Below are 23295 nucleotides of genomic sequence, written 5' to 3' on the forward strand. Positions count from 1 at the left end.
AACGGCTGCGGCGCACTATCAGGCTTAGCCGCGCGGGGTTTAACCATGCGCCCCGATCAGATTCACCACCTTGATATTGCGCGTATCCGGCACTTCGGCATAAGACAGCACCTTCAACTGCGGCAGGCTGCGGCGCAGGAAACGCGCGAGCATCGGCCGGAGCGCATGCTGCACCAGCAGCACCGGCGACAGCCCAAGGTTCTGCTGACGCGTCATCGCCTTCTGCGTTTCGTTCAGCAGCGTATGCGCGAGGCCCGGTTCGAGGCCCGGATTGGCGCCCGTGGAAAGCGCCTGCGACAACACGCGCTCCAGATTCGAATCGAGGCCCATCACCTGCATGTCGCCCACGCCCGGGAACCACTGCTGCGTAATCGCACGGCCCAGCGCAAGGCGCACGGCGGCGGTGAGATCGTGTGCGTCGGTGACCTTCGGCGTGTGTTCGGACAGGGCTTCGAGAATCGTGCGCATGTCGCGGATCGGCACGCCTTCTTCCAGCAGGTTTTGCAGCACCTTTTGCAGCGTGGTGAGCGGCAGCGACTTCGGCACCAGATCGTCGACGAGCGACGGCGTGTCCTTCTGCATCCGCTCCAGCAGCGCCTGCACTTCGCGGCGGCCGAGCAGTTCGGACGCATGCGTGACCACCAGGTGATTCAGGTGCGTGGCCACCACCGTGCTCGAATCGACCACCGTGTAGCCGTAAACCTGCGCCTGTTCGCGCAGATTCGTATCGATCCAGATAGCCGGCAGACCGAACGCCGGATCTTGCGTCGGCGTGCCCGGCAGCGCGGCGGACACCTGCCCCGGGTTGATCGCCAGCCACTGCCCCGGATACGCCTCGCCGACGCCCACCTCGACGCCCTTCAGCGCAATCCGGTAGCCGTTCGGCCGCAATTCGAGGTTGTCGCGGATGTGGATCACCGGCGGCAGGAAGCCGATTTCCTGTGCGAACTTCTTGCGGATGCTCTTGATCCGTTTGAGCAGTTCGCCATCCGAGTTCTTGTCGACGAGCGGAATCAGCCGGTAGCCGACTTCGAGACCGAGCGTGTCGATCATCGACACGTCGTCCCAGCTGGCTTCGGCATTCTCGACCGGCGCGAGCGTGGCCGGTGCGACGTCGACCAGTGTTGCGGTGTTCTTGCGGGCTTCGCTGCGCTTTTTCATCGTGCGGCCGAGCTGGATCAGGCCACCGCCGAGAATCAGAAACGCGAAGTGCGGCATGCCCGGAATCAGGCCCATCAACACCAGAATGCAGCCCGTGATCACCAGCACGCGCGGGTTCGTGAAGAGCTGGCCGGTCAGCTGCGTGCCGATATCCTCGTTGGTCGCGACGCGCGAGACGATCACACCGGCCGCCGTCGAAATCACGAGCGACGGGATCTGCGCGACAAGGCCGTCACCGATGGTCAGCAGCGTGTAGGTCTTGCCCGCGGACGCGAAGTCCATGCCGTGCTGCACCATCCCGACGATCAACCCGCCCAGGATGTTGATCACCATGATCAGCAAACCGGCGACCGCGTCGCCGCGCACGAACTTGCTCGCGCCGTCCATCGAACCGTAGAACTCGGCTTCCTGGGAGACTTCCAGGCGGCGCTTGCGAGCTTGATCTTCGTTGATGAGGCCGGCGTTCAGGTCGGCGTCGATCGCCATCTGCTTGCCGGGCATCGCATCGAGCGTGAAGCGTGCGGACACTTCCGCGATCCGCCCCGCACCCTTGGTGATCACCATGAAGTTGATGACCATCAAAATGACAAACACGACGATACCGACCGCGAAGTTGCCGCCCACGAGGAAGTGGCCGAACGACTCGATCACCTGGCCCGCCGCATCCGGGCCGGTATGGCCTTCGAGCAGCACGATCCGCGTGGACGCCACGTTCAGCGACAGGCGCAGCAGGGTCGAGAACAGCAGCACGCTTGGGAAAGCGGCGAAGTCGAGCGGCTTCATCGTGTACATGCTGACGAGCAGCACCATCACGGAAAGCGCGATATTGAAGGTGAACAGCAGATCCAGCAGAAACGGCGGCAACGGCAGAATCATCATGCCGAGGATCATGCAGATCAGCACCGGCCCGGCGAGGGCGCGCAAATTGGTGCCGCTCAAGGCATCCGGCCGTCGGGACAGGAATCCGGCGCGAGCGTTCATGCGGAGGCTCCTGAAACGTCGTCGTTATCTGGCTTATTGGCAGAATTAAGCACGTCGGCGGCTTCCTGCTCGGCTTCATCGTCCGGCACACCGCCCTTGTCGAGGTCCGCCGGCACGTCGAACTCGGTCGGGGCGACCGGCGCGACGCCGCCTTCGGTGTTGAAACGCCGCAACTGATACACCCACGCAAGCACCTCGGCGACCGCGCCATACAGCGGGCCGGGAATCTCGCGGTTCAGATCGACGTTGTGATACAGCGCACGCGCGAGCGGCGGCGCTTCGAGCAGCGGCACGTTGTTCTCGGCGGCGATTTCGCGAATCCGCGCGGCCACCAGGTTCACGCCCTTGGCGACCACCTTCGGCGCGCGCATCTCGCCGTCGGTGTACTGCAGCGCGACCGCGAAGTGCGTCGGGTTGGTCACCACCACGTCGGCCTTGGGCACCTGGGTCATCATGCGGCGGCGGGCAATGGCGCGCTGTTGCTGGCGAATCCGGCCTTTCACATGCGGATCGCCTTCGCTTTCGCGGTGTTCGCGCTTCACTTCTTCCTTCGTCATGCGCAATTTCTTGTGGAACTGCCAGAGTTGATACGGCACATCCAACGCAGCCACGACGAACATGCCCGCGACCGTCATGCCGCAGCACACCGCGATCAGATGCACGGTGTTGGCGAGCGCCAGGTGCAGCGGCTGGGTTGCCAGCGCGAGAATTTCTTCGCGGCGATTCCAGATCGCCGAGCCGCCAATGCCGCCTACCACCAGCGTCTTCGCGAGCGACAGGCCGAGCTGAACCGGTCCGTTGATTGAGAATATTTTGCCGAGCCCTTCGATCGGATTGAGCCGGTTGAACTTGGGCTCGAGGCCTTTCGAAGACAACTGCCAGCCGCCCAGCGCCATCGGCGCGAGCAGGGCGGCGGCGCCGGTGAAGGCCAGAACCGGCAGCAGCGCGTACAGGCCTTCGCGGCCCGCGGCGCCCGCGCCGATCAGCATGCGGCGGGTTTCGAACACGGTGGCGTGGTCGAACGTGAAGGACGAGCGCAGCATACCCTTCAAATGCTCGCCGATGCTGTCGGACATGCCCCATACGCCGAAGAATCCCGCTGCCAGCAGCGCAAACGTCGACAGCTCCCGCGAACGCACGATCTGCCCTTCCTCGCGCGCCTTTTGCAGGCGCCGGGGAGTGGCTGATTCGGTTTTTTCGAGGTCGCTATCCTCTGCCACAAATGCTCTCCAGTCGGTCGAGGCACGACGCCTCTTTCCAGTGAGAGCGATTATTCCCGCTCGACGCAAGCGACGATCGGCGGATAAGGGCGGAGAAAGGGGGGTATTTCGAGGGATGGAGGGCCGGCTAGCAGCGGCTACGGCCAGCGGACACCCGGGTTGACGCGCGCGGGTGTCCGGCTGGTTCTTACGCGTGTGTCATGCGCCTCAGAAGCCGACGTAAGGCGCCTGACCGCCGGTCGCGAAGCCGTAGTACATGTAGCGGCCATAAAAGAACGGCAAACCGAGATCGAAGCTGCTGCTGCCGCCGATCTGCCCGGCCAGATCGTTGAACGCAAAGTTGCTGGTGTTGCCGAACAGCGTCGACGCACTCAGGATGCCGATGCTGACGCTCGCTCTCGTGCTGCTCAGGCCGCCCAGCGTGATCGACCGGGTTTGCGCGGACGACGGGCAATAGAACCCGGCGAAATTACTGCCGCACTGCGCGAGCGAGCTGTCGGCGAAGAAGTACGCGTTCGACCCCGAGTCGAAGAACGCCGTCACTGTCGTGCCGTTATAGACGCTATTGGTCATGTCGCCGGAGACATTGGTGGCGAAGGTCTGTGCGGCGGCCAGCGCATTGTTCGACTGCGTGCCGATCCCGAACACCAGCGTGCCGGTGGCCGATGACGCGCCGGTATTCGACACCGGCGGCATCTGCACGATCACGCCGTTGTTGTCGGCCGCAAAGTTGGCCGCCGGATTGGCGACCTGCTGCGCTGGCGCCAGCGCGGTGGGTGTGCAGGATGAGCCGCCCGGGCACGCGAAGTAGTTGCTGGAGTTGACGTTCTCGCAGTTGACGCCGCAATCGTTGGGCGCCGTGCCGATGCCGAGAATGCCGTTGGCGCCGAGATCGCTGACCGTGTTGTCCGCCGGGCCGCTGCCGCAACCCTTCGCCGGCACCGTACTCGAGGGCATGTCGCCGATGATCTGCATCGGGATGCCCGCGGTCGTCGTCTCGCCACCAATCGCCACGGTCGCGGTGCGCACCGAGCCCCATGTGAAGCCGTCGGCGAAGGTCGCGCATTCCGCGAGTTGTGTGCTGCTCGTGCCGACAGTGTTGATCGGCAACGCTTGCAGCAACGATGCATTCAGCACCGAGCCGACCACACGCAGCCCGAACGAACCGGTATCGACCTGAATGTTGTTGATGGTCTGGCAACTGGAAGAAGTGGGAGGCGAACCCGGCGGGCAAACGGTCACGCTAACCGTCGGAATGTTGATCACGCCTTTTACACCCACGCCGACCGTAATCGGCACGGTGTTCGCCGCCGTCGCGGCGATCGGTTGCTGGGTCGGGCTGGCCGGCAGCGAGCCGCCGTTCAGCGTGTTCGACGAATTGCTGCTGGAGCTGTCGCCGCCGCCACCGCCGCAGGCGGCCACCACCGACACCAACATCACCGCCACGACGGCCTGCACCCAGCCCCTGAACTTCCCGGCAATATGACTTTGCATGGTTCGCATCGTTCGTCCCCGCCCTTACTGGATGTCGGAACCGCTGACGCCGGCCGGCAGCGCCGGCGGCAACCAGGCCTGACCGTTGAACCCGCCCATGTGGCCGCCGGAGCGGACCACGAGGTTGCTCTGGTCGACCGCAACGGGGCCACGAGCGCCTCCGCGCGCCGCGCGCACGGCTTTTACGCCGGCGACGTACTGCGGGAAATAGCTGCCGAGCAGATCGTTCAGATCCGGCATTTGCGGACCACGCCACGCGATGCCGAAGACCGAACCGTCCGCGGCGAGGTATTCGCGCACCACCGTGCCGTTGCCGAGCGTCGTTTCACGCACGGTGTAGGACGCCGAAGCCGAAGTGGAAGAAGCAGCGCTCGATGCAGAACGCATCACGCTTTGAGCCGCCGTTGCGGAACTGGTGCCGGGTTGCACGGTGCGGGAAGAAACCGACGCATCCGTAGGGGGTGTCATCGGGGCGCCGCCCAATCCCGCATACGCGGACTGCACGGCTGACAACGAACAGGGTAATGCAAGCGCCATAACGAACCCGGCGCGGCGTACGCGACTCCACATGACGAGGCTCCTCCCGAGCTGCTGCTGCTCGGCTCGCACCTCGTGCGAACCGGCCGCATGTATGCAGATCATACGGCACCGCTGCGGTCGCACTCCGGGGAGTTGCCTCACCGTGCCACCGACCGGTGACTGTCTCTCACCGGAATGCCATGCCGCTGCTTGAGTCCGTAGTATGCCTGTGGTTTGTGTCGGCAGACAGCAGGCGCACGCAGGAGCGTGGCTCGCCACCCATAACCGGTCCGGCGGTCCTGCCTCGCGCCCTTGCGGGCGGCCGGCAGGTCAGAAGCCGAGGCTCGCCAGCAGATCGTCGACCTGCGACTGATCCTGCACCACGTCCGTCTTGCCTTCCGGATTGATCTGCGGACCGTTCAGCAGATGCTCGGGGCTGCCGGTGGACGACGGCTCGGCCGCCAGTGCCGCCGCATTCGCCGCGAACTGCTCGCGGCGCTCGAGCGCGATGTTCTCGACCAGCACGCCGAGCAGTTGCTGCTCGATCAGGTACACGACATCCGTGATCTTCTTGATGACCTGCCCGGTCAGATCCTGGAAGTCCTGCGCCAGCATGATCTCCATCAACTGTGAGTTGGTCGCGGTGGTCGCCTCGGGCACGCCGCGCAGAAAGGTGCGCGTGTCGTTCATCAGCGCGCGCACTTCCTCGCGCTCGATCGGCGCCGCGTACCACTGCTCCCAGCGCGCGTCGAGTTCGCCGGCATCTTTCTGCAGTTGCTCCTGGATCGGCTTGGCGATATCGATCGATGACAGCACTCGCTCGGCGGCCTGCTCGGTCATGTTCGCGATGTACTTGAGACGGTCGCGAGCATCGGGCACGGCTTCCGCCGCGCGCTCGACATGCTTGTCGATCCCGAGTTCACGCATCGAGTCACGCAGCGTGCGCGTCAGTTGTCCGATACGGGCGAGGATGCGGTCAGACGCGAGGTCGCCGCTCTCAGTCGCCGCTTCGGCTCCGTGCGCGTTGGTCGGCAGAGTCACATCAGCTCCCGGCTTTCGCCATCTTCTCGAGAATCTTGTTGAGCTTCTCGTCGAGCGTCGCGGCCGTGAACGGCTTGACGACATAACCGCTCGCGCCGGCCTGAGCCGCCGCGATGATGTTTTCCTTCTTCGACTCGGCCGTCACCATCAGCACCGGCAGATGCGTCAGGTGGGCGTCGGCGCGGATTTCCTTGAGCATGGCCAGACCGTCCAGGTTCGGCATGTTCCAGTCGGAGATCACGAAGTCATACGCCCCGCTGCGCAAACGCGCGAGGCCGGCCTGCCCGTCTTCCGCCTCGTCGACGTTCGAGTAGCCGAGCTCTTTGAGCAGGTTGCGAACAATCCGGCGCATCGTCGGAAAGTCGTCAACCACCAGAATCTTCATTCCCTTATCCATTTCATTCCCTTTGCTTGATCCATGATGCGGCGCATAACCGCCAGTTCATTCCGATGGCTGTCGACCGGAGTTACTTACTCCGCTCCCATGCCTGGCGCTCGCCGTCAGGCCCGCGCATCATACCCGCTGTACGCGGTCGCCCATTGACGACAGACGCGCCATGACGCGTCGGCTCATTTCCGGCAGCGAAGCAATTTCGTCCGCGGCGCCGAGCGCAATGGCTTCGCGCGGCATGCCGAATACGATACAGCTCGCCTCGTCCTGTGCAAGGGTATACGCCCCTGCTTTTTTCATGTCCAGTAGTCCGGCGGCGCCATCGCGCCCCATTCCGGTCAGGATCACGCCTACCGCATTCTTGCCCGCGTGCTGTGCAGCCGAACGGAACAGCACGTCAACCGACGGACGGTGCCGGTTCACCGGCGGCTCGTCCGACAGATGCGCAATATAGTTCGCGCCGCTGCGGGCCAGCAACAGGTGAGCGTGGCCGGGCGCGATATACGCATGTCCCGGCAGCACGCGTTCGCCGTGCTCTGCCTCTTTAACGGTAATCCGGCACAAACCATTAAGGCGTTGCGCAAAAGATTTTGTGAAACCCGGCGGCATATGCTGCGCGATCAGCACGGCAGGCGCATCCGGCGGCAGCGGAACCAGCACTTCGCGGATCGCTTCGGTGCCGCCCGTCGACGCGCCGACAATAATCAGCTTCTCGGTACTGAGCAGCGGATTGTTGAAGAGCGGCGCGGCGGCAGCGGGCGCATGCGCCGCATGCGCGGCCGCGTGTTGAACCGGCGCGGCCTGGCGCACCCGTGCACGGGCCGCGGCGCGAATCTTGTCGGCGAGCTTTCCCGAGTAGTCGAGCATGCCGTCGCGAATGCCAACCTTCGGCTTGGTGACGAAGTCGACCGCCCCCAGTTCCAGCGCGCGCAGCGTGATTTCATTGCCACGCTCGGTCAGCGACGACACCATCACGACCGGCATCGGCCGCAGGCGCATCAGCTTCTCGAGGAAGTCCAGACCGTCCATGCGCGGCATTTCGACGTCGAGTGTCAGCACGTCCGGATTGTGCTGCTTGATGAGATCGCGCGCGACCAGCGGGTCGGGCGCGGTCGCCACGACGGTCATGTCCGGCTGGCCGTTGATGATTTCCGTCATCAGGCTGCGGATCAGCGCCGAATCGTCGACGCACAGTACTTTGATCTTTTGCACAGCGCTCACGCCTCCTCTGTAGTTCTGGCGTTGTTTGAGTTAATCGGGCGCGGGCTTGCGCCGAACAGTTCGATGCGCGGCTTCGTAGCACCTGCGCCCGCACTGCCGCCCGCCGCGCCGAACAGTTCGACCTTGGGCCGCGTGGCGGCCGGCGTCGAGAACAACTCGACCCGTTTGCGTGCCGCCGCGAGCCGCTCGGTACGCGCTTCGGCACTTTGCCGCATCAGCGCCTGTTCGCGCTCGGCCACGCCCGCTTCCTGCTGCAGGCGCAACTTCTTCACCATCACCTGGCCGGTGCGCGGCATGAAAGCGACCTTGCGCGGATGATTGCCCTGCAAATCCTCTGCGACGATGCGGATCTTTTCGAGCGCCAGATAACGGCGCACGAATTCCGAATTGCGATCGCCGATGTTCATCGTCGTCATGCCGGCCAGCACCGCGCCGCCGCCGAACACCTTGGCTTCGAAACGCTCGCGCCGGCCACCGGCCTTGATCAGCTCGTTGATCAGCACTTCCATGGCGTACGCGCCATAGCGCATCGAATCCGACGCGGGTTGGCCGGCATCCGCGCCGTCGTCGGGGAGCATGAAGTGATTCATGCCGCCAATGCCGGCCGTGCGGTCCTGAATGCAGGCCGCGACACACGAACCGAGCACGGTGACGAGCACCATGTCCTCGCTCGTCGTGTAAAACTCGTTCGGCAACAGCTTCACGCCGGGGCGCTGGAAGTGGTTGTCGAAGTACAGATTGGAAGCGATCGGCAGGCTGCTGCTCATGCGGCCACCCCGCTCGCCGTGGCGCTGCCGGCATGGCTCGTGGCGCGTGCCGGCGTGCGTGCGGCGCCTGTGTCGCGCGTCAGTTCATAGACGGTCTGACCGCGCAGCTTGAACGCCTGCGTCACATAGGTGAAGTTTTCCGAGTGGCCGGCGAACAGCAAACCACCCGATTTCATCAGCGGCTCGAAGCGCCCGAGCACCTGCGCCTGCGTCGGCTTGTCGAAATAGATCATCACGTTGCGGCAGAAGATCGCGTCGAACTGCGAGCGCAACTGGTAATCGCGGTCGGTCAGATTCAGTTGTTCGAAGCGCACCATCGCGCGCACTTCCGGGCGCACCTTGACCATGCCGGCGTGCGCGCCGGTGCCTTTCAGGAAGAAGCGCTTGAGCCGCTCGGGCGACAGGTGCTTCACCTGGTCGAACTGATACATGCCGGCTTCGGCTTTCGCCAGCACTTGCGTGTCGATGTCGGTGGCGAGCACGCTGGCCTGACGCGCGCCGCTGTCGCCGAGCGCTTCGATCAGCGTCATCGCGATCGAATACGGTTCCTCACCGGTCGAGGCCGCCGAGCACCAGACCGAAACCGGCTGCGCGCGGCGCGGCACGAACTCGGCGAGGATCGGAAAATGATGGGCTTCGCGGAAGAACGCAGTCAGGTTGGTGGTCAGCGCATTGGTGAACGCTTCCCACTCGGCCGGATCGTTTTCCGCTTCGAGCAGATCGAGGTACTGTTTGAAGCTCTCGAGGCCACGGGCACGCAGCCGGCGCGCGAGACGGCTGTACGCCATATCGCGCTTGTGATCCGACAGCGAAATGCCCGCGCTGCGATGAATCAGATCGCGAATGCGAGCGAAATCCGCCGACGTGAATTCGAAATCCCGTCCTTGCTCGCCGGATCTAGCCGGTTGCGAAGATTGCTGTGCGCGCGTTGCCATTATGAAAGTTCCTGCCTGCAATACGAGCCATCCCGCTTTTCGCCAACTGCATTGCTTCTGGCGAAAGGGGTTGTGTTCGCGGGGTCGCGCCCGACCGCGAGTTCTGCCAACACGCGGTCGGCCCGCGACACGCCTCTTAAGCGTGCTTCGATGATTCGCCCCTCATGGAGCGAGATGCCGAATGACCGCATGTCTTTGTGCCACTTCCTAGAACGTTTGCCAGTCCGCGTCCGATCCTGCCGACGCGGCGCCTGCTGCGGCCGGACGTGCTGCGGAGTCGGATGCGGCGCGGGCCGTCTTCGGTTTGAGAGCCGGTTCCACACGCGCGGTGTCGGCACCCTGGGTGGCCGAAGCCGATGTTGCATGCGCTGCCGAGCTTGCCGCACCGGCCGCCTTGCCTGCTGCCGGATGCGCTGCGGCGTGTGCGGTCGCTTGCGGCGCGGCTTTTGCGGGCTGCACGCGCTGGCTGCCGCTCTTGCCACTGTGCGAACGTGCCGCCGCTTGCGGACGCGCTGCAGTGGCGACGCTGCGCGTCTGGCCGCCGGCTACTTTCCAGCCGCTCACCACCGCTTGCAACTGGCGCGTCTGGTCTTCGAGCGACGCCGCAGCAGCCGCGGCCTGTTCGACCAGCGCGGCGTTCTGCTGCGTGACTTCGTCCATCTGCACGACTGCGCGATTCACCTGTTCGATGCCGCCGGACTGCTCTTCGGAAGCCGCGCTGATTTCGCCCATGATGTCGGTCACGCGGCGCACCGCCTGCACGATCTCGTCCATCGTGCTACCCGCGCGGCCCACCAGGGCCGAGCCGCTTTGCACCTTGTCGACCGAGTCGCCGATCAGTTCCTTGATTTCCTTCGCGGCGCTGGCGCTGCGCTGCGCGAGGCTGCGCACTTCGCCCGCGACCACCGCGAAACCGCGGCCCTGCTCGCCGGCCCGCGCGGCTTCGACCGCCGCGTTCAGCGCGAGAATGTTGGTCTGGAAGGCAATGCCTTCGATCACACCGATGATGTCGACGACCTTGTTCGAACTGGTCGCGATGTCCTGCATGGTCGTGACGACCTGGCTCACCACGTCGCCGCCGCGCGTCGCGATATCCGATGCATTGACAGCCAACTGGCTCGCCTGGCGCGCGTTCTCGGCGTTCTGGCGCACGGTGCCGGTCAGTTGCTCCATGCTCGAAGCGGTTTCCTGAAGCGACGCGGCCTGCTGCTCGGTGCGTTGCGACAGATCGGTGTTGCCCATCGCGATTTCACGCGCGCCGGTGTCGATCGATTCGGTGCTGCTGTGAACCGCCGTCACCATCGTCGCCATGCTTTCCTGCATGCGCTTGATGCCGGCGAACAGGCGGCCGATTTCGTTACGGCTGAACACGTTGATCTGCTCGGACAGATCGCCCGAGGCGATCCGCTCGAAGCACGCCGTCGCATCGTTCAGCGGCTGCACGATCAGGCCGCGCAGCGCAAGGCGGATGCCCACCACCAGCAGCAGCGCGATCGCGGTGACGCCGATGATCAGCGTGGTCATCAGCGAAATGTTCGATTGCGCGCTCGACTGCTGATCCACCGCATGCTGCTGCATCGCCTTGATCACATTGGACGCAACGTTGTCGTACGCAAGGAACATTGGGGGAATCTTGGTATCGGCGATCGCGTGATAGGCCGCTGGATCGTTCGCGCGCAGCGCGGCGAACTCCGGATCGACGCCGTCTCGCGTCAGAGTCGTGCGGCGCGCCGTCAGATCGTCGAGCAGCGTCTGGTCAACGCCGTTCTTCGGTGCGTTGAGAAACACCTGCCAGTTTTCGCTTGACTTGGCGAGCAGCACTTGCGCACGATCAAGCGCCGTCTTCGCCTGCTCGGTGTCGCCAGCGGTGCTCAACGCGGTGACGCGGTCCAGCGTCACGCGCGAACGCAACAGGTACGCCGACGCATCGTCGAGCGCGTGAATGGCGACCAGATCGCCGCGCGCGATACGGTCGAGCGACTGGCTCGCGCTGTTCAGCGCGGTCAGACCAAGCGCGCCGACCACGACGGTCAGCGCAACCAGAATGATCCCCACCATCGTCAACGATGTGCGAATCGACCACCTGCTCAGCATCTTGATGCTCCCTGTTCGATCTGTCTTTCGTACTGGCGCGTAGTGATGCTTACGCGCTCAGCGTTTCGATCAGCGCCATTTCGCGGCTGGTCATCAGCTTCTCGATGTCCATCAGGATCAGCATGCGGCCATCGACGGTGCCCAGACCCGTCAGATACTCGGTCGTCAGCGTCGCGCCGAATTCCGGCGCCGGCATGATCTGGTCGGTGGCGAGCGTCAGCACGTCCGACACGCCGTCCACCACCATCCCGACCACGCGATGCGCGACGTTCAGGATGATCACGACGGTCTGATGGTCGTACTCGACGCGGCCCAGATGAAACTTGATGCGCATGTCCACGATCGGCACGATGATGCCGCGCAGATTGATCACGCCTTTGATGAACTCAGGCGCATTGGCGATCCGCGTCACGTTGTCGTAGCCGCGGATTTCCTGCACCTTGAGAATGTCGATGCCGTACTCTTCGGCGCCGAGCGTGAAGACGAGGAATTCCTGACCGCCGGCGTCCGCCTGCTGCGAGTCGCGGCGGCCATTCGTACCGCTCGCGTTCGCGACGCTCGAATTGATGGATTGGACTTCTGCCACGTTAGCCCCCAAACGGTTGGGATGAAATAAGTTGAGTGAGTGTTGCGGATGTCATGCGAGGCTCATCGCGCCGTGCGCATGGCGCGTCTCGCGATTCAGCGCCGCCACGTCCACGATCAGCGCGACACTGCCGTCGCCGAGAATGGTTGCGGCGGAAATGCCGTGCACCTTGCGGTAATTCGTTTCCAGATTCTTCACGACCACCTGCTGCTGTCCCACCAGTTCGTCGATCAGCATCGCAAAGCGGCGCCCTTCGGTTTGCATGATGGTGACGATGCCTTGCGTCGGTTCCTGCTTGGCGTCGTCGACGGCGAATACTTCATGCAACGCGACGAGCGGCAGATATTCGCCGCGCACGCGCACCACGCGTTCGCCGTTGGCCACCGTGTAGATGTCCTCGGCACGCGGTTGCAGCGACTCCATCACGAAGTTCAGCGGCAGAATGAAGATCTCGTTGCCGACCTTGACCGACATGCCGTCGAGAATCGCCAGCGTGAGCGGCAAGACGATGCGCGTGGTGCTGCCCTTGCCCGCATGCGAGGTGATTTCCACGTGACCACCCATCGACTGGATGTTGCGCTTCACCACGTCCATGCCGACGCCACGGCCCGAGACGTCCGTGACCTGCTCCGCCGTCGAGAAGCCCGGCAGGAAAATCAGGTTCCAGACTTCTTCGTCGGACATCGATTCGCTGACCTGCATGCCCTGCTTGGCGGCCTTCGCGAGAATCTTGTCGCGGCGCAGACCGGCGCCGTCGTCGCTCACTTCGATGACGATGTTGCCGCCATGGTGTGCCGCCGACAACACCAACTGGCCGGTCGAATCCTTGCCCGCCGCACGCCGCGCTTCCACGGTTTCGATACCGTGGTCGAGACTGTTGCGCACGAGGTGAGTCAACGGATCGATAATCCGTTCAATGAGGCTCTTGTCGAGTTCGGTCGCCTGACCGAAGGTGACGAGTTCCACTTCCTTGCCGAGTTTCGCCGCCAGATCGCGCACCAGACGCGGGAAGCGGCTGAACACGTAATCCATCGGCATCATGCGGATCGACATCACCGCTTCCTGCAGATCGCGCGCGTTGCGCTCGAGTTGCGCCATGCCGTTGAAGAGCCGGTCGTGCAGCGCCGGATCGAACGTGCTGGTGGTCTCGGCCAACATCGCCTGCGTGATCACCAGTTCGCCGACCAGGTTGATTAGTTGATCGACCTTTTCGACGCCGACGCGAATCGAGCTGCCTTCCGCGCCGCCTGCCGCCGCGGCCGGCCGCGCTGCCTTGCGATCCTGTTCGGCGGTCGCCGTCGTGGTTGCTGCCACACCTGTTGCCACGCCTGCCGCCGGTGCGCTGCTCGCTGCTGCGGGTGCAGCCGCGACGGGCGCCGGCGTAGTCGCTGGCGACGCCGGCGCGTCGGATAGTCCGTGCGTGGAGGCGGCTTGAGCGGGCGCAGCGGTGTGGGCCGCCGGTGCCGACGATGCTGCCTGCTCCGCCTGGTGTGCTGGTGCCGTCTGTGCTGCTTGCGCCGGGGTCGAATCGGCAGCGTCGGGCGTTCCAGGTTCGCCTTGCTGCGTCTCGTCCGCCGGTGCGGCGCCGCGGCCGATCGAGATCTGACTTTCGTCGATCACGAAACAGCACACGGCGATGATGTCGTCGGAGGTCACATCGGTCTGGAGCCACAGCGTCAGATCGCCGCCGCTCTTGACCTGCCCGACGATGTTGCCCAGGTTGCCGAGCTCTTCGGACAGCAGTTCCTGGTCCTTCTCACCTACGCCCCGTAGCGTAATTTTCAGATGGGGGCCGGCTGCATCACCGGTACCCGCGGCTTGTCCGGTCTGTGCCGGTTCGCCGTCAGTCCATTCACCCGCCGCCTGCACCGCCTGTTCGACGACGTGCTCGGGCGGGGTCCCGCCTTGTCCTGCTGTTTGTGCTTCTACTGATGCTACGGCTGCCACCGGTACGGCCGCTGCCGGTGCCGCGGCCGCTTCGGCGCCCAGGCGGCTTTCCGCATGCAACTGTTCGAGCTTCGCGCAGATCGCCTTGGCCACAGCCGTATCCGGCTCGGCGCTCGCACGGTAGTCGGCGAGCTGGCCCGACAACACGTCCTTGGTTTCGAGGAACGTGTCGATCATGTCCTTACGCAGCACGAGTTCGTTATTGCGCGCGCGGTCGAGCAGCGATTCGAGAATGTGGGTGGTTTCCGTCAGTGCGGTAAAACCGAACGTCGCCGCGCCCCCCTTGATCGAATGCGCCGCGCGGAAAATCGCCGCGAGGTCTTCGGGGTCCGGGTGCGCGATATCCAGATTGAGCAGCAACTGCTCCATCTGCGCGAGCAGTTCGTCCGCTTCGTCGAAGAAGGTCTGATAGAACTGAGTGATGTCGAGTGTCATGCCTGGGTCACCGCGAGAGTTCCTGTCTACGCTTGGGCTGTCGTGCCGCCGCGTCGAGAGCTTCTATAACTTGTGTAAAGGTGGCGCTTATGGGGCGCTCATGCGTTGTCCGATTCGGCTAATGCCGCGACCAGTTCGGTCAACATGTCGGGGTCGAGCGGCTTTTCGATCCAGCCGGTTGCTCCCGCGGCCCGCGCCGCCGCCTTGAACGGCTCGCCCGATTCCGTCGTGAGGACGAGGATGGGCGTCGCCTGGTAAGCCGGATTGCCGCGCAGTTCCGTGATCAGATCGAGGCCGGTTTTGCCTGGCATGTGCTGGTCCGTCAGCACGAGGTCGAACGACATGGCAAGCGCGTTTTCGAGCCCTTCATTGCCGTCCGCCGCGAGCGTCACTTCATAGCCGGCCGTCGTCAGCGTTGCGGCGAGGATCTGCCGCATCGATGCCGAATCGTCGATTGCCAGGATGTGCCTGATCATGAAAACCTCGCTGCACTTACGCTATGGACCGGCCCGCCGTCCGCGCCACCTGGACGCATGGACCGGCCTGCCGATCGCTGTCTGTTACTGGGCCGCCGGCGCTACCGCCGGCACCTTCGGTGCAACCGTCACCGGTTGCGCAAGTCTTTGCAGCAGCGGCTTGGAGCCGGCCGCGTCGTCCGACAAGGTGGTCGTGGTGGAGTCGTCATGGTCAAGCGCCTCCTCCGACTTCCTGTTCAGCACGATGATGCTGATGCGGCGGTTTTCCGGGTCCATTGGGTCCGCCTTGTTCAGGTTCTGCGTCGACGCGAGGCCGAGCACGCGCATCACCTTCGCTTCGTCCATGCCGCCGGCGATCAGCTCGCGGCGCGACGCATTGGCGCGGTCCGCGGACAGTTCCCAGTTGCTGTAGCCCTTCTCGCCGCCCGCGTATTGCGCGGCGTCGGTGTGACCTTGCACGATGATGCGGTTCGGCACGTCGTTCAGCGTGTGGCCGATTTCGCGCAGGATGTCGCGCATGTATGGCTCAACCACGTCTTTCGCGGTCGCGAACATCGGCCGCTTCTGCGAGTCGACGATTTCGATGCGCAGGCCGGTCAACGTCGAGTCGATGCGGATCTGCTGCTTGAACTGGCGCAGCACCGGGTTCGCTTCGATCGCGGCCATCAGCTTGACCTGCAGATCGTGCAGACGGACCTGCTCGCGGCGTTCCAGCTCACCCTGCAACTGCTTGACCGAGTCGTCGTTGCTGTGGGAGACCGTGCGCTCGGCGCGATTGTTGGTGCCGTCGGTCGAGCGCGTCACGCCCTGCGCGTCGGTCGAAATGTCGCGGCCGCCGCCCTTCAGAATGCTCGAGTCCTCGGCGCTGCGATCGCCGCCCCACAGCGTGATCTTCAACGGCTGGTTGAAGTAATCGGCGATGCCCTTCAACTGCACGGTGGAAGCCGAACTCAGCAGCCACATCAGCAGGAAGAACGCCATCATCGCGGTCATGAAGTCCGCATATGCGAGCTTCCACGCGCCGCCGTGGTGGCCTTTCTTGGCCGGCGCGGAGCGCTTGACGACAATGGCGCGGTCTTTGTCCTTGCTCATCGAATCGGTTCCCGGCGCCCGTTACTTGGCTTTGACGCGGCGCACGTGCTCTTCCAGCTCGGCGAACGACGGGCGCTCAGTCGAGAAGAGCACCTTGCGGCCGAATTCGACGGCAATCGCCGGCGCATAGCCATTCAGGCTGGCGAGAATCGTCACCTTGATGCACTGGAACATCTTGGTCGACTCGGTCACGCGCTGTTCGGCGACGCTCGCGAGCGGTCCGATCAGCCCGTACGAAAGCAGAATCCCGAGGAAAGTGCCGACCAGCGCCTGGGCGATCATTTCGCCGAGCACCGCGGGCGGCTTGTCGGCGGAGGCCATGGTGTGTACCACACCCATCACCGCGGCCACGATCCCGAACGCCGGCATGGCGTCGCCGACCTTGTTCAGGGCGTGCGCGGGCGCCTCGCCTTCCTGGTGATGCGTTTCGATCTCCTCGTCCATCAGGCTTTCGATCTCGAACGCGTTCATGTTGCCGCCGACCATCAGACGCAGGTAGTCGGTCAGGAACTCGATGATGTGATGGTCTGCGAGGATCTTCGGATACTGCGTGAAGATCGGACTCTTCGACGGATCGTCGATGTCGGCTTCCAGCGTCAGCGTGCCTTCCTTGCGCGCCTTGGCCAGCAGGACGTAAAGGAGCGCCATCAGCTCCATGTACACGTCCTTGTTGTACTTGGCGCCCTTGAACAGGGTTGGAATGACGCGCAGCGTCGCCTTGATCGTCTTCATCCCGTTACCGAGAATGAACGCGCCGACCCCAGCGCCGACAATCATCAGCACTTCGACGGGTTGCAACAGCGCGCCAAGATGGCCGCCTTCCAGCGCGTAACCGCCGAAAACGGACAAAAGCGTCACGAGTGTTCCCACGAAAATCAGCACTGCCGAGCCCTCACAAAGAAGCGACGGTGACCGTCGTTAATCTGGTTTACGGCAACGGAGCAGAAAACTTTGACGGAAAAGCGGCTCGTCGCTCCGGTGTAAACCAGAGGCGGGTTAAACCGGCCCGGCCGGGTCCGGTGTTGGCCGATCGGGCTGGAAGGCCTGTCGAATGGGGGTGTGGGCGTTGTAACGAGCTGCGCGCCGGGTTGCGAACCATGGGCCGGCATCGCCCTGCAGCTCAAATTTGGAGCGCGGCGAGGCTTTCGCGGGCCCGGGCGTCGGCAAATTTCTTTGTCTTACCCGCGCGCGACGGCGGCTGGCACAACCCGCAGACGAAGGCGTGCTGCGGATCGTGCGCATGCGCGACAAAATGTCCGCCGCACCGGCAACAGGTGGTCATTTGCAGCATTCCGGAGTCGAAGAAACGCACCAGCGTCCAGGCGCGCGTGAGACTGAGCACGGGCTCGTCGTCGTGCAACTGGACATGTTCCAGATAGAGCCGGTAGCTCTTCACAATCGACTGGATCGTCAGACAGCCGCCGTGGCCGGCCATGAAACGGTAGATGTTGTAGAACAGCGATGAGTGAAAGTTCGGCTGCCAGGTCATGAACCAGTCGGTCGAAAACGGCAACATGCCCTTGGGCGGCGACACCCCTTTCAGCTCCTTATACAGCTTGATAAGCCGGTCGCGCGACAGGCTGGTTTCCGCTTCTAGCAATTGCAAACGCGCGCCGAGTTCGATCAGCTCGATGGCCAGGGTAATTTCCCTGACTTCCTGCACAACACTTTTATATGCCATCCGCTCGCATTTCCCCCGACCTGATCGCTTTATTTGAACTAAAAGCTGCCATCAGCCGAGTTGCTCGACTGGCTGGCTTGCCATCAGGATCGCGGAATGCGCCTGGGCCACGGCGCTGGATTTGCCTTTGTCCGCAAGGGCGGACAGCACGGCATGGTCATCGAAACGGAAACGGCACAACACCTGATTGGACGCCGCCAGCTTCACGGTCTGCGCCAAAGACAGATTGGCGAGCACGTCGGCCAACTGGTCCGAAATCCCCATGCGAAACATGCCCATCGGCTTGTCTTCGCGCAGCAGACGCTGGGCGAGCAGGAGATAAGAAAGGTTGACTTCTCTGATCTCATTGAGCATTTCGCTTGTCGCGCTCATGATTCCCCCGGGTGTATCTGGCTGGTCAGGCCGTTACGGAAACGTTTGCTCGAACGCGCGCACCTAAACCGCACGAATCGGCTCGTTTCTGGTCTTGCGAGCATTGTGGCGAAAGGGGGAGCGGACGAAAATCGGACAGACACCCTGCCTGTTTGACGGATTAATCCGTCATTCGTGTAGGAATTTTTCCTACACGGCGGGGTTAGAAAGAAGGCTGAAGCAGGCGAAGTGGCGCGCAGCTTGGGGCTGGCGATGCGTTTTGGCTAATTCTTCAGCGGAAATGTGAACCAAATGGTGAGTCCTGAGTGACTCACGATCCGCACCTTGCAGCGGTGAGGAAGAATTATAAGACGTTTTCACTTCTGCGCAACGCGCCTGGTGTAGGGGCGCGCTTCAGTCTCCGGGACCGCCCCTTGCTACTGTTCCTTCAGCGTCTGGATGCCCATCCAGTCGTGCTTGCCGACCATCGGGCCAGCCTCCTGCCGACCTGTAACGCATCATGTTTCGCGCTGTAACAACATTAAGTGTTTGAAAAATAACTCGAATTAGCGCGGCCGATCCTGATAATGACGCTAAGGGATTACCCGATGCAGGTTCGGAACACCCCCGGGCGGCGGCTTACCGCGCCCAACCGTCCGTCAGGCATTCGCTCCTCGCTCGACCCGAGCGCCGTTGTGCGAAGCCGTTTTGAACAGGAGAAACGCATGCGAATCGCACAAATTGCGCCGTTGTATGAAGCTGTCCCGCCGAAACTCTACGGTGGCACCGAACGCGTCGTCTCGTATCTGACCGAGGCCCTGGTCGATCTCGGCCACGACGTCACGCTGTTTGCGAGCGGCGACTCGGTCACCTCCGCGAACCTCGACGCCTGCTGGCCGCGTGCGCTGCGCCTCGACCCGACGATTCGCGATGCGCTGGCTCCGCATGTGCTGATGATGGAGAAGGTGCGCAAGGTCGCGCATGAGTTCGACGTGCTGCACTTTCACCTCGACTACATGCCGTTCCCGCTCTTCACCACCATGGACACGCCGTTCGTGACAACGCTTCACGGCCGTCTGGACTTGCCGGAGCTGCAACCGGTGTTCGACGCGTTCTCGAATGTGCCGGTGGTGTCGATCTCGGATTCGCAGCGCGCGCCGCTGCCCCAGGCCAACTGGCTGAACACGATTTACCATGGTCTGCCGGAGCAACTGCTCACACCGCAGGCGCACAAGAAGCCGGAATACCTGGCGTTCCTCGGCCGTATCTGTCCGGAGAAGCGCGTCGATACAGCTATCAAGATCGCTGCACAAAGCGGTCTGCCGCTGAAGATCGCCGCCAAGGTGGACAAGGTCGACCAGGAATACTTCAAGAAGGAAATCGAACCGCTGCTCTCCATGGCGCACGTGGAGTTCGTCGGTGAGATCAACGAGGCGCAGAAGCCCGAGTTCCTGTCGGGCGCCAAGGCGCTGCTGTTCCCGATCGACTGGTCGGAGCCGTTCGGCCTCGTGATGATCGAATCGATGGCGTGCGGCACGCCGGTGATCGCCTTCAACCGCGGTTCGGTGCCGGAAGTGATCGACCACGGCGTGACCGGCTACATTGTCGAAGACGTTCAAGGCGCGGTCGCCGCGCTGCAGCGTCTGGACGAACTGTCGCGCACCGAGATTCGCGCGCAGTTCGAACGCCGCTTCAGCTCGAAAACAATGGCCCAGAATTACGTCGACGGCTATTCGGCACTGATCGAAGCGACGCGCCGCCCAATGTTGCGCCGGGTAGCGGTGGGTTGAGCGGCGTGCTTAAGCGACTGAGGTTTTTATCCGCTCAGCCGCTTAAGTCGTGCTTACGCCGTTTTCCCGCCGTTTTCCGATTTGCACGCCAATCATGAGTAAATTTGCCTGGTGAATCGTTTGCGCGAGCGGTTAGCTAGAGTTAACCCGCTTCTACTACGGAAAAGCCGCCTCTCAAGGGCGGCTTTTTTAATACAGCCATGGATGCGCTTCCATCCAGGATTAGCTCGACGCGAATAAACAACCCGGTACCGATCAACCTTCAGTTGGCTTTCGCCCGGACCGCAGGGCATTCAGACCGCGCCAATCAGAAAGCGCTCGCGATTCTTGCCGACAATCCACTTTGGCGGTTTGCCGCGTCCGCTCCAGGTATTGCCCGATTTCGGATCCTGGTACTTGGCCGGCAGCGGCGCCTTCTTCGGCGGGCGCCCACGCTTGGCGGCCACCGCAAAGCCGAGGTCTTGCGCGGTCAGACCGTATTCAGCGATCTTTTGGCGGATGTCGGCGACAACATTGTCGACTTCAGTACGCCGGGCTTCGTCTGCCTGTGCCTGCAATTTGGCAATCTGTGCCTTAAGGTCTGCATATTGAGACATATCGGTTCTCCCCTTTTTTAGAACTCATTCGCTCGCAGACTAGCTGCAATTATAAAAATTCGCAATGGACAATAATACCGATTTAGGAAGAAATCATCTGATAATTATTAAGCGTCGATGAATTGTAAAACGAGATCTTTATCTGGTAATAATAGGTAAAGGCGACTCCACTTTGACAATTCTTGACACCTAATCCGGCTGTCTTTCCCTAGAATTGCGCGCTCAATGGCATGCACCTGCGCTTAGCACTCATGCCACTCCAAGCGTCAAACATTTTAGGATTACAAATCATGCAGTTGTCAAAGCGCCTTGCTGCCGAGCTGTTCGGCACCTTCTGGCTCGTGCTCGGGGGCTGCGGCAGCGCCGTCCTCGCCGCTAACTTCGCCGGCCCGGTCCACGGCCTGGGTATCGGTTTCGTGGGCGTCTCGCTCGCATTCGGCCTCACTGTGCTGACAATGGCGTATGCGATCGGCCACATCTCCGGCTGCCACCTGAATCCGGCGGTGAGCGTCGGCCTGACCGTCGCCGGCCGCTTTCCGGCCCGCGACCTGCTGCCGTACATCGTCGCGCAAGTGATCGGCGCGGTGCTGGGTGCGTTGGTGCTGTCGTTGATCGCCTCGGGCAAGCCTGGCTTCGACCTCGTTGCCAGCGGTTTCGCCAGCAACGGCTACGGTGAGCGCTCGCCGGGCCAATACTCGCTCGCGGCCGCATTCATTTGCGAAGTGGTGATGACCGGCTTCTTCCTGTTCGTCATCCTCGGCGCGACCGACAAGCGCGCGCCGGCTGGTTTCGCGCCGATCGCCATCGGCCTGTGCCTGACGCTGATTCACCTGATCTCGATTCCGGTTACCAACACGTCGGTCAACCCGGCGCGCTCCACCGGTCCGGCGCTGTTCGTCGGCGGCGCAGCGGTCGATCAGCTATGGATGTTCTGGGTCGCACCGATTATCGGCGCGGTGATCGCAGGCGTGCTGTACCCGTTCGTCGCCGAAAGCCGCCGCAGCAATTCGCAGGAACTGGCGCTCGACTGATCAGCGAGTGCGCCGGGTGTGTCCGGGTGTGCTCGGATGTGCATATTCCAGGCAGTCAAAGCGGGCGCTACAGCGCCCGTTTCGGTTTTGCGCACAATGCGCGCGGCCCGTGGCCCGCCGATAACCCGCTGCTAGAATCGTGCGACTTCCCAAGCTCGCACAGGTGCTACCGATGACCCGTTTCCGCGGATTCCTGCATGGCGTCGCACTCTCCATCGGCGGTTTGTGTGCAGGCGTACTGGTGTTACCCGCGGCCCATGCGGCGGACAGCAATACCGAAACGCTCGTATTCGTGCGCCACGGCGAGAAGCCCGCCAAGGGTTACGGCCAGCTCGATTGTCAGGGGCTCAACCGGTCGCTGGCCCTGCCGGCAGTGATCGCCGCCAAGTTCGGCAAGCCGGATGCGATCTACGCGCCCGATCCCGGCCAGCAAAAGGACGACAGCGGCCATCCCTATTACTATGTCCGGCCGCTGGCGACCATCGAGCCAACCGCCATCCAGTTCCAGATGCCGGTGCAAACCCCGTACGGCTTCGCCCAGATCGACCAGCTCGGTACAGCGCTCGTCAATCCCGCCAATCGCAGCAAGCTGATTGTCGTTGCGTGGGAGCACAAGCTGATCGTGAAGTTGCTGCGCCAGATGATGAGCACGCATGGCGGCAATGCCGCCGATGTCCCCAACTGGCAAAGCGACGACTTCGACAGTATTTATGTCGTTCGCCTCAACTGGCAAAACGGCACGGCCCACGCTACGTTCAAGCTTGACCGTCAGGGACTGAACGGCCGCGCTGCGGATTGCCCATGCGCGGCACTGCCGGGAGCGCCTTCCGCGGCTGCGGCGGGTGCTTCCGCTGGCTCCGCTGATTAATTGGGTAATACAGATGTAAGCCGTGATTACGAGCGCGGCCGTCCAATTGCGGCAATAGGCGGCGGGAACTGGACGCCGGCTCGGTCTAAGGAGCCTGGAGACCTTATTGACGGGGCTTCGGGCGGAAAGCACGTGTCGCGCGTTGCGTTCGAAGGTTCCTTCTACCGCCTTTCAAACCCTGCGACGATGCTTGCAGTCCGTAACATCTCGTCTCACTAACCCGCGACCGGAATGCGTAGATTGGTCCTGTGCGACAAACATACGTCGCCTCACAGGAGAACAACATGAAACGCATCGTCACTCACTTGCTGGTTGCTGCCGGACTCGCGGCGGGCGCATGCGGTGTCGCGCAAGCGCATACGGATCTGAATATCGGACTGTCGCTCGGCGTGCCGGTTTATGCCCAGCCTGCCCCCGTCTACGCAGCGCCGCAGCCGGTGTACTACGGCAACGGCGGCTGGGACCATCGCTACGACCGCGGCGGCTACTATCGCGACGACCACCGGGATAACCGCGGCTGGGATCACAACGACCGCCACTGGGGTCACGATGACCGTGGCGATCGCCATGGCGGATGGCACGGCTGATCGTAGCGTTGGCTCGTAAGGTCGCGTAGGA

General features: G+C 63.1%; 22 protein-coding genes. 4 read left to right on the top strand and 18 right to left on the bottom strand.

Features of this window, described 5'->3' with window-relative positions; all coding sequences use genetic code 11:
* Nucleotides 1-39 precede the first annotated feature (39 nt).
* The 17 genes from flhA to flhD all read right to left on the bottom strand — a co-directional run bounded on the left by flhA (nt 40) and on the right by flhD (nt 18413).
* Nucleotides 40-2142 carry a flagellar biosynthesis protein FlhA gene (gene flhA, locus M0D64_RS19300; protein WP_266258890.1) on the bottom strand — a complete coding sequence of 701 codons (2103 nt, stop codon included), beginning with the start codon at nt 2140-2142 and terminating at the stop codon, nt 40-42.
* The gene (gene flhB / locus M0D64_RS19305) at nt 2139-3362 is read right to left on the bottom strand and encodes a flagellar biosynthesis protein FlhB (RefSeq protein WP_266258891.1); all 1224 of its coding nucleotides are present in this window, start codon (nt 3360-3362) and stop codon (nt 2139-2141) included. Before flhB ends, flhA begins: the two co-directional genes overlap by 4 nt.
* Before the next feature lie 207 nt (nt 3363-3569).
* Nucleotides 3570-4865 carry a DUF3443 domain-containing protein gene (locus M0D64_RS19310; protein WP_266258892.1) on the bottom strand — a complete coding sequence of 432 codons (1296 nt, stop codon included), beginning with the start codon at nt 4863-4865 and terminating at the stop codon, nt 3570-3572.
* A 15-nt stretch (nt 4866-4880) separates the two neighbouring features.
* Nucleotides 4881-5426: a DUF2844 domain-containing protein gene (locus tag M0D64_RS19315; protein WP_171927638.1), complete on the bottom strand. Its 546-nt coding sequence runs from the start codon at nt 5424-5426 to the stop codon at nt 4881-4883.
* A gap of 279 nt (nt 5427-5705) precedes the next feature.
* On the bottom strand, nt 5706-6416 hold the full coding sequence (gene cheZ / locus M0D64_RS19320; protein ID WP_168435651.1) for a protein phosphatase CheZ: 711 nt from the start codon (nt 6414-6416) through the stop codon (nt 5706-5708).
* A 1-nt stretch (nt 6417) separates the two neighbouring features.
* Nucleotides 6418-6813 (bottom strand): chemotaxis response regulator CheY, encoded by a 396-nt coding sequence (gene cheY / locus M0D64_RS19325; protein ID WP_093640812.1) that lies wholly within the window; start codon nt 6811-6813, stop codon nt 6418-6420.
* A 117-nt stretch (nt 6814-6930) separates the two neighbouring features.
* On the bottom strand, nt 6931-8019 hold the full coding sequence (locus M0D64_RS19330) for a chemotaxis response regulator protein-glutamate methylesterase (protein ID WP_266258893.1): 1089 nt from the start codon (nt 8017-8019) through the stop codon (nt 6931-6933).
* Nucleotides 8020-8024: 5 nt separating this feature from the next.
* Nucleotides 8025-8795, bottom strand: coding sequence for a chemoreceptor glutamine deamidase CheD (cheD, locus tag M0D64_RS19335; protein WP_171927640.1), 771 nt, complete (start codon nt 8793-8795; stop codon nt 8025-8027).
* Nucleotides 8792-9733, bottom strand: a complete 942-nt coding sequence (locus tag M0D64_RS19340) for a CheR family methyltransferase (RefSeq protein ID WP_171927657.1) — start codon at nt 9731-9733, stop codon at nt 8792-8794. Before M0D64_RS19340 ends, cheD begins: the two co-directional genes overlap by 4 nt.
* Nucleotides 9734-9937: 204 nt before the next feature.
* Complete coding sequence (locus M0D64_RS19345; RefSeq protein ID WP_266238860.1) at nt 9938-11824, bottom strand: methyl-accepting chemotaxis protein; 1887 nt, start codon at nt 11822-11824, stop codon at nt 9938-9940.
* Nucleotides 11825-11873: 49 nt separating this feature from the next.
* Complete coding sequence (gene cheW, locus M0D64_RS19350; protein ID WP_097390704.1) at nt 11874-12410, bottom strand: chemotaxis protein CheW; 537 nt, start codon at nt 12408-12410, stop codon at nt 11874-11876.
* 51 nt (nt 12411-12461) lie between these two features.
* Nucleotides 12462-14792 (bottom strand): chemotaxis protein CheA, encoded by a 2331-nt coding sequence (gene cheA / locus M0D64_RS19355; protein WP_266258894.1) that lies wholly within the window; start codon nt 14790-14792, stop codon nt 12462-12464.
* Between the two features lie 98 nt (nt 14793-14890).
* Nucleotides 14891-15268, bottom strand: a complete 378-nt coding sequence (locus M0D64_RS19360) for a response regulator (RefSeq protein ID WP_154559867.1) — start codon at nt 15266-15268, stop codon at nt 14891-14893.
* 84 nt (nt 15269-15352) lie between these two features.
* On the bottom strand, nt 15353-16360 hold the full coding sequence (motB, locus tag M0D64_RS19365) for a flagellar motor protein MotB (RefSeq protein WP_154559868.1): 1008 nt from the start codon (nt 16358-16360) through the stop codon (nt 15353-15355).
* A 21-nt stretch (nt 16361-16381) separates the two neighbouring features.
* Nucleotides 16382-17242, bottom strand: a complete 861-nt coding sequence (gene motA / locus M0D64_RS19370; RefSeq protein WP_006050895.1) for a flagellar motor stator protein MotA — start codon at nt 17240-17242, stop codon at nt 16382-16384.
* Between the two features lie 238 nt (nt 17243-17480).
* Nucleotides 17481-18041 (bottom strand): flagellar transcriptional regulator FlhC, encoded by a 561-nt coding sequence (gene flhC / locus M0D64_RS19375; RefSeq protein ID WP_171927643.1) that lies wholly within the window; start codon nt 18039-18041, stop codon nt 17481-17483.
* Between the two features lie 51 nt (nt 18042-18092).
* Nucleotides 18093-18413: a flagellar transcriptional regulator FlhD gene (gene flhD / locus M0D64_RS19380; RefSeq protein ID WP_006050893.1), complete on the bottom strand. Its 321-nt coding sequence runs from the start codon at nt 18411-18413 to the stop codon at nt 18093-18095.
* Between the two features lie 704 nt (nt 18414-19117).
* Between flhD and M0D64_RS19385 the strand changes: the two genes are divergently transcribed.
* A complete protein-coding gene (locus M0D64_RS19385) occupies nt 19118-20182 on the top strand; it encodes a glycosyltransferase family 4 protein (RefSeq protein WP_175054023.1) in 1065 nt (354 codons plus the stop codon).
* A gap of 293 nt (nt 20183-20475) precedes the next feature.
* On the opposite strand, the gene M0D64_RS19390 is transcribed toward M0D64_RS19385, so the two are convergent.
* The gene (locus tag M0D64_RS19390; protein ID WP_054038506.1) at nt 20476-20778 is read right to left on the bottom strand and encodes an H-NS family nucleoid-associated regulatory protein; all 303 of its coding nucleotides are present in this window, start codon (nt 20776-20778) and stop codon (nt 20476-20478) included.
* Nucleotides 20779-21068: 290 nt separating this feature from the next.
* On the opposite strand from M0D64_RS19390, the gene aqpZ reads away from it, so the two are divergent.
* The 3 genes from aqpZ (at nt 21069) to M0D64_RS19405 (ending at nt 23264) form a co-directional block, all read left to right on the top strand.
* The gene (gene aqpZ / locus M0D64_RS19395; RefSeq protein ID WP_171927644.1) at nt 21069-21809 is read left to right on the top strand and encodes an aquaporin Z; all 741 of its coding nucleotides are present in this window, start codon (nt 21069-21071) and stop codon (nt 21807-21809) included.
* Nucleotides 21810-21981: 172 nt separating this feature from the next.
* A complete protein-coding gene (locus M0D64_RS19400) occupies nt 21982-22677 on the top strand; it encodes a histidine phosphatase family protein (protein WP_171927645.1) in 696 nt (231 codons plus the stop codon).
* 284 nt (nt 22678-22961) lie between these two features.
* Nucleotides 22962-23264 (top strand): PXPV repeat protein, encoded by a 303-nt coding sequence (locus tag M0D64_RS19405; RefSeq protein WP_171927646.1) that lies wholly within the window; start codon nt 22962-22964, stop codon nt 23262-23264.
* The last annotated feature ends 31 nt before the right edge of the window (nt 23265-23295 follow it).

The organism is Paraburkholderia sp. WS6 (assembly GCF_030464835.1).
Classification (GTDB): domain Bacteria; phylum Pseudomonadota; class Gammaproteobacteria; order Burkholderiales; family Burkholderiaceae; genus Paraburkholderia; species Paraburkholderia madseniana.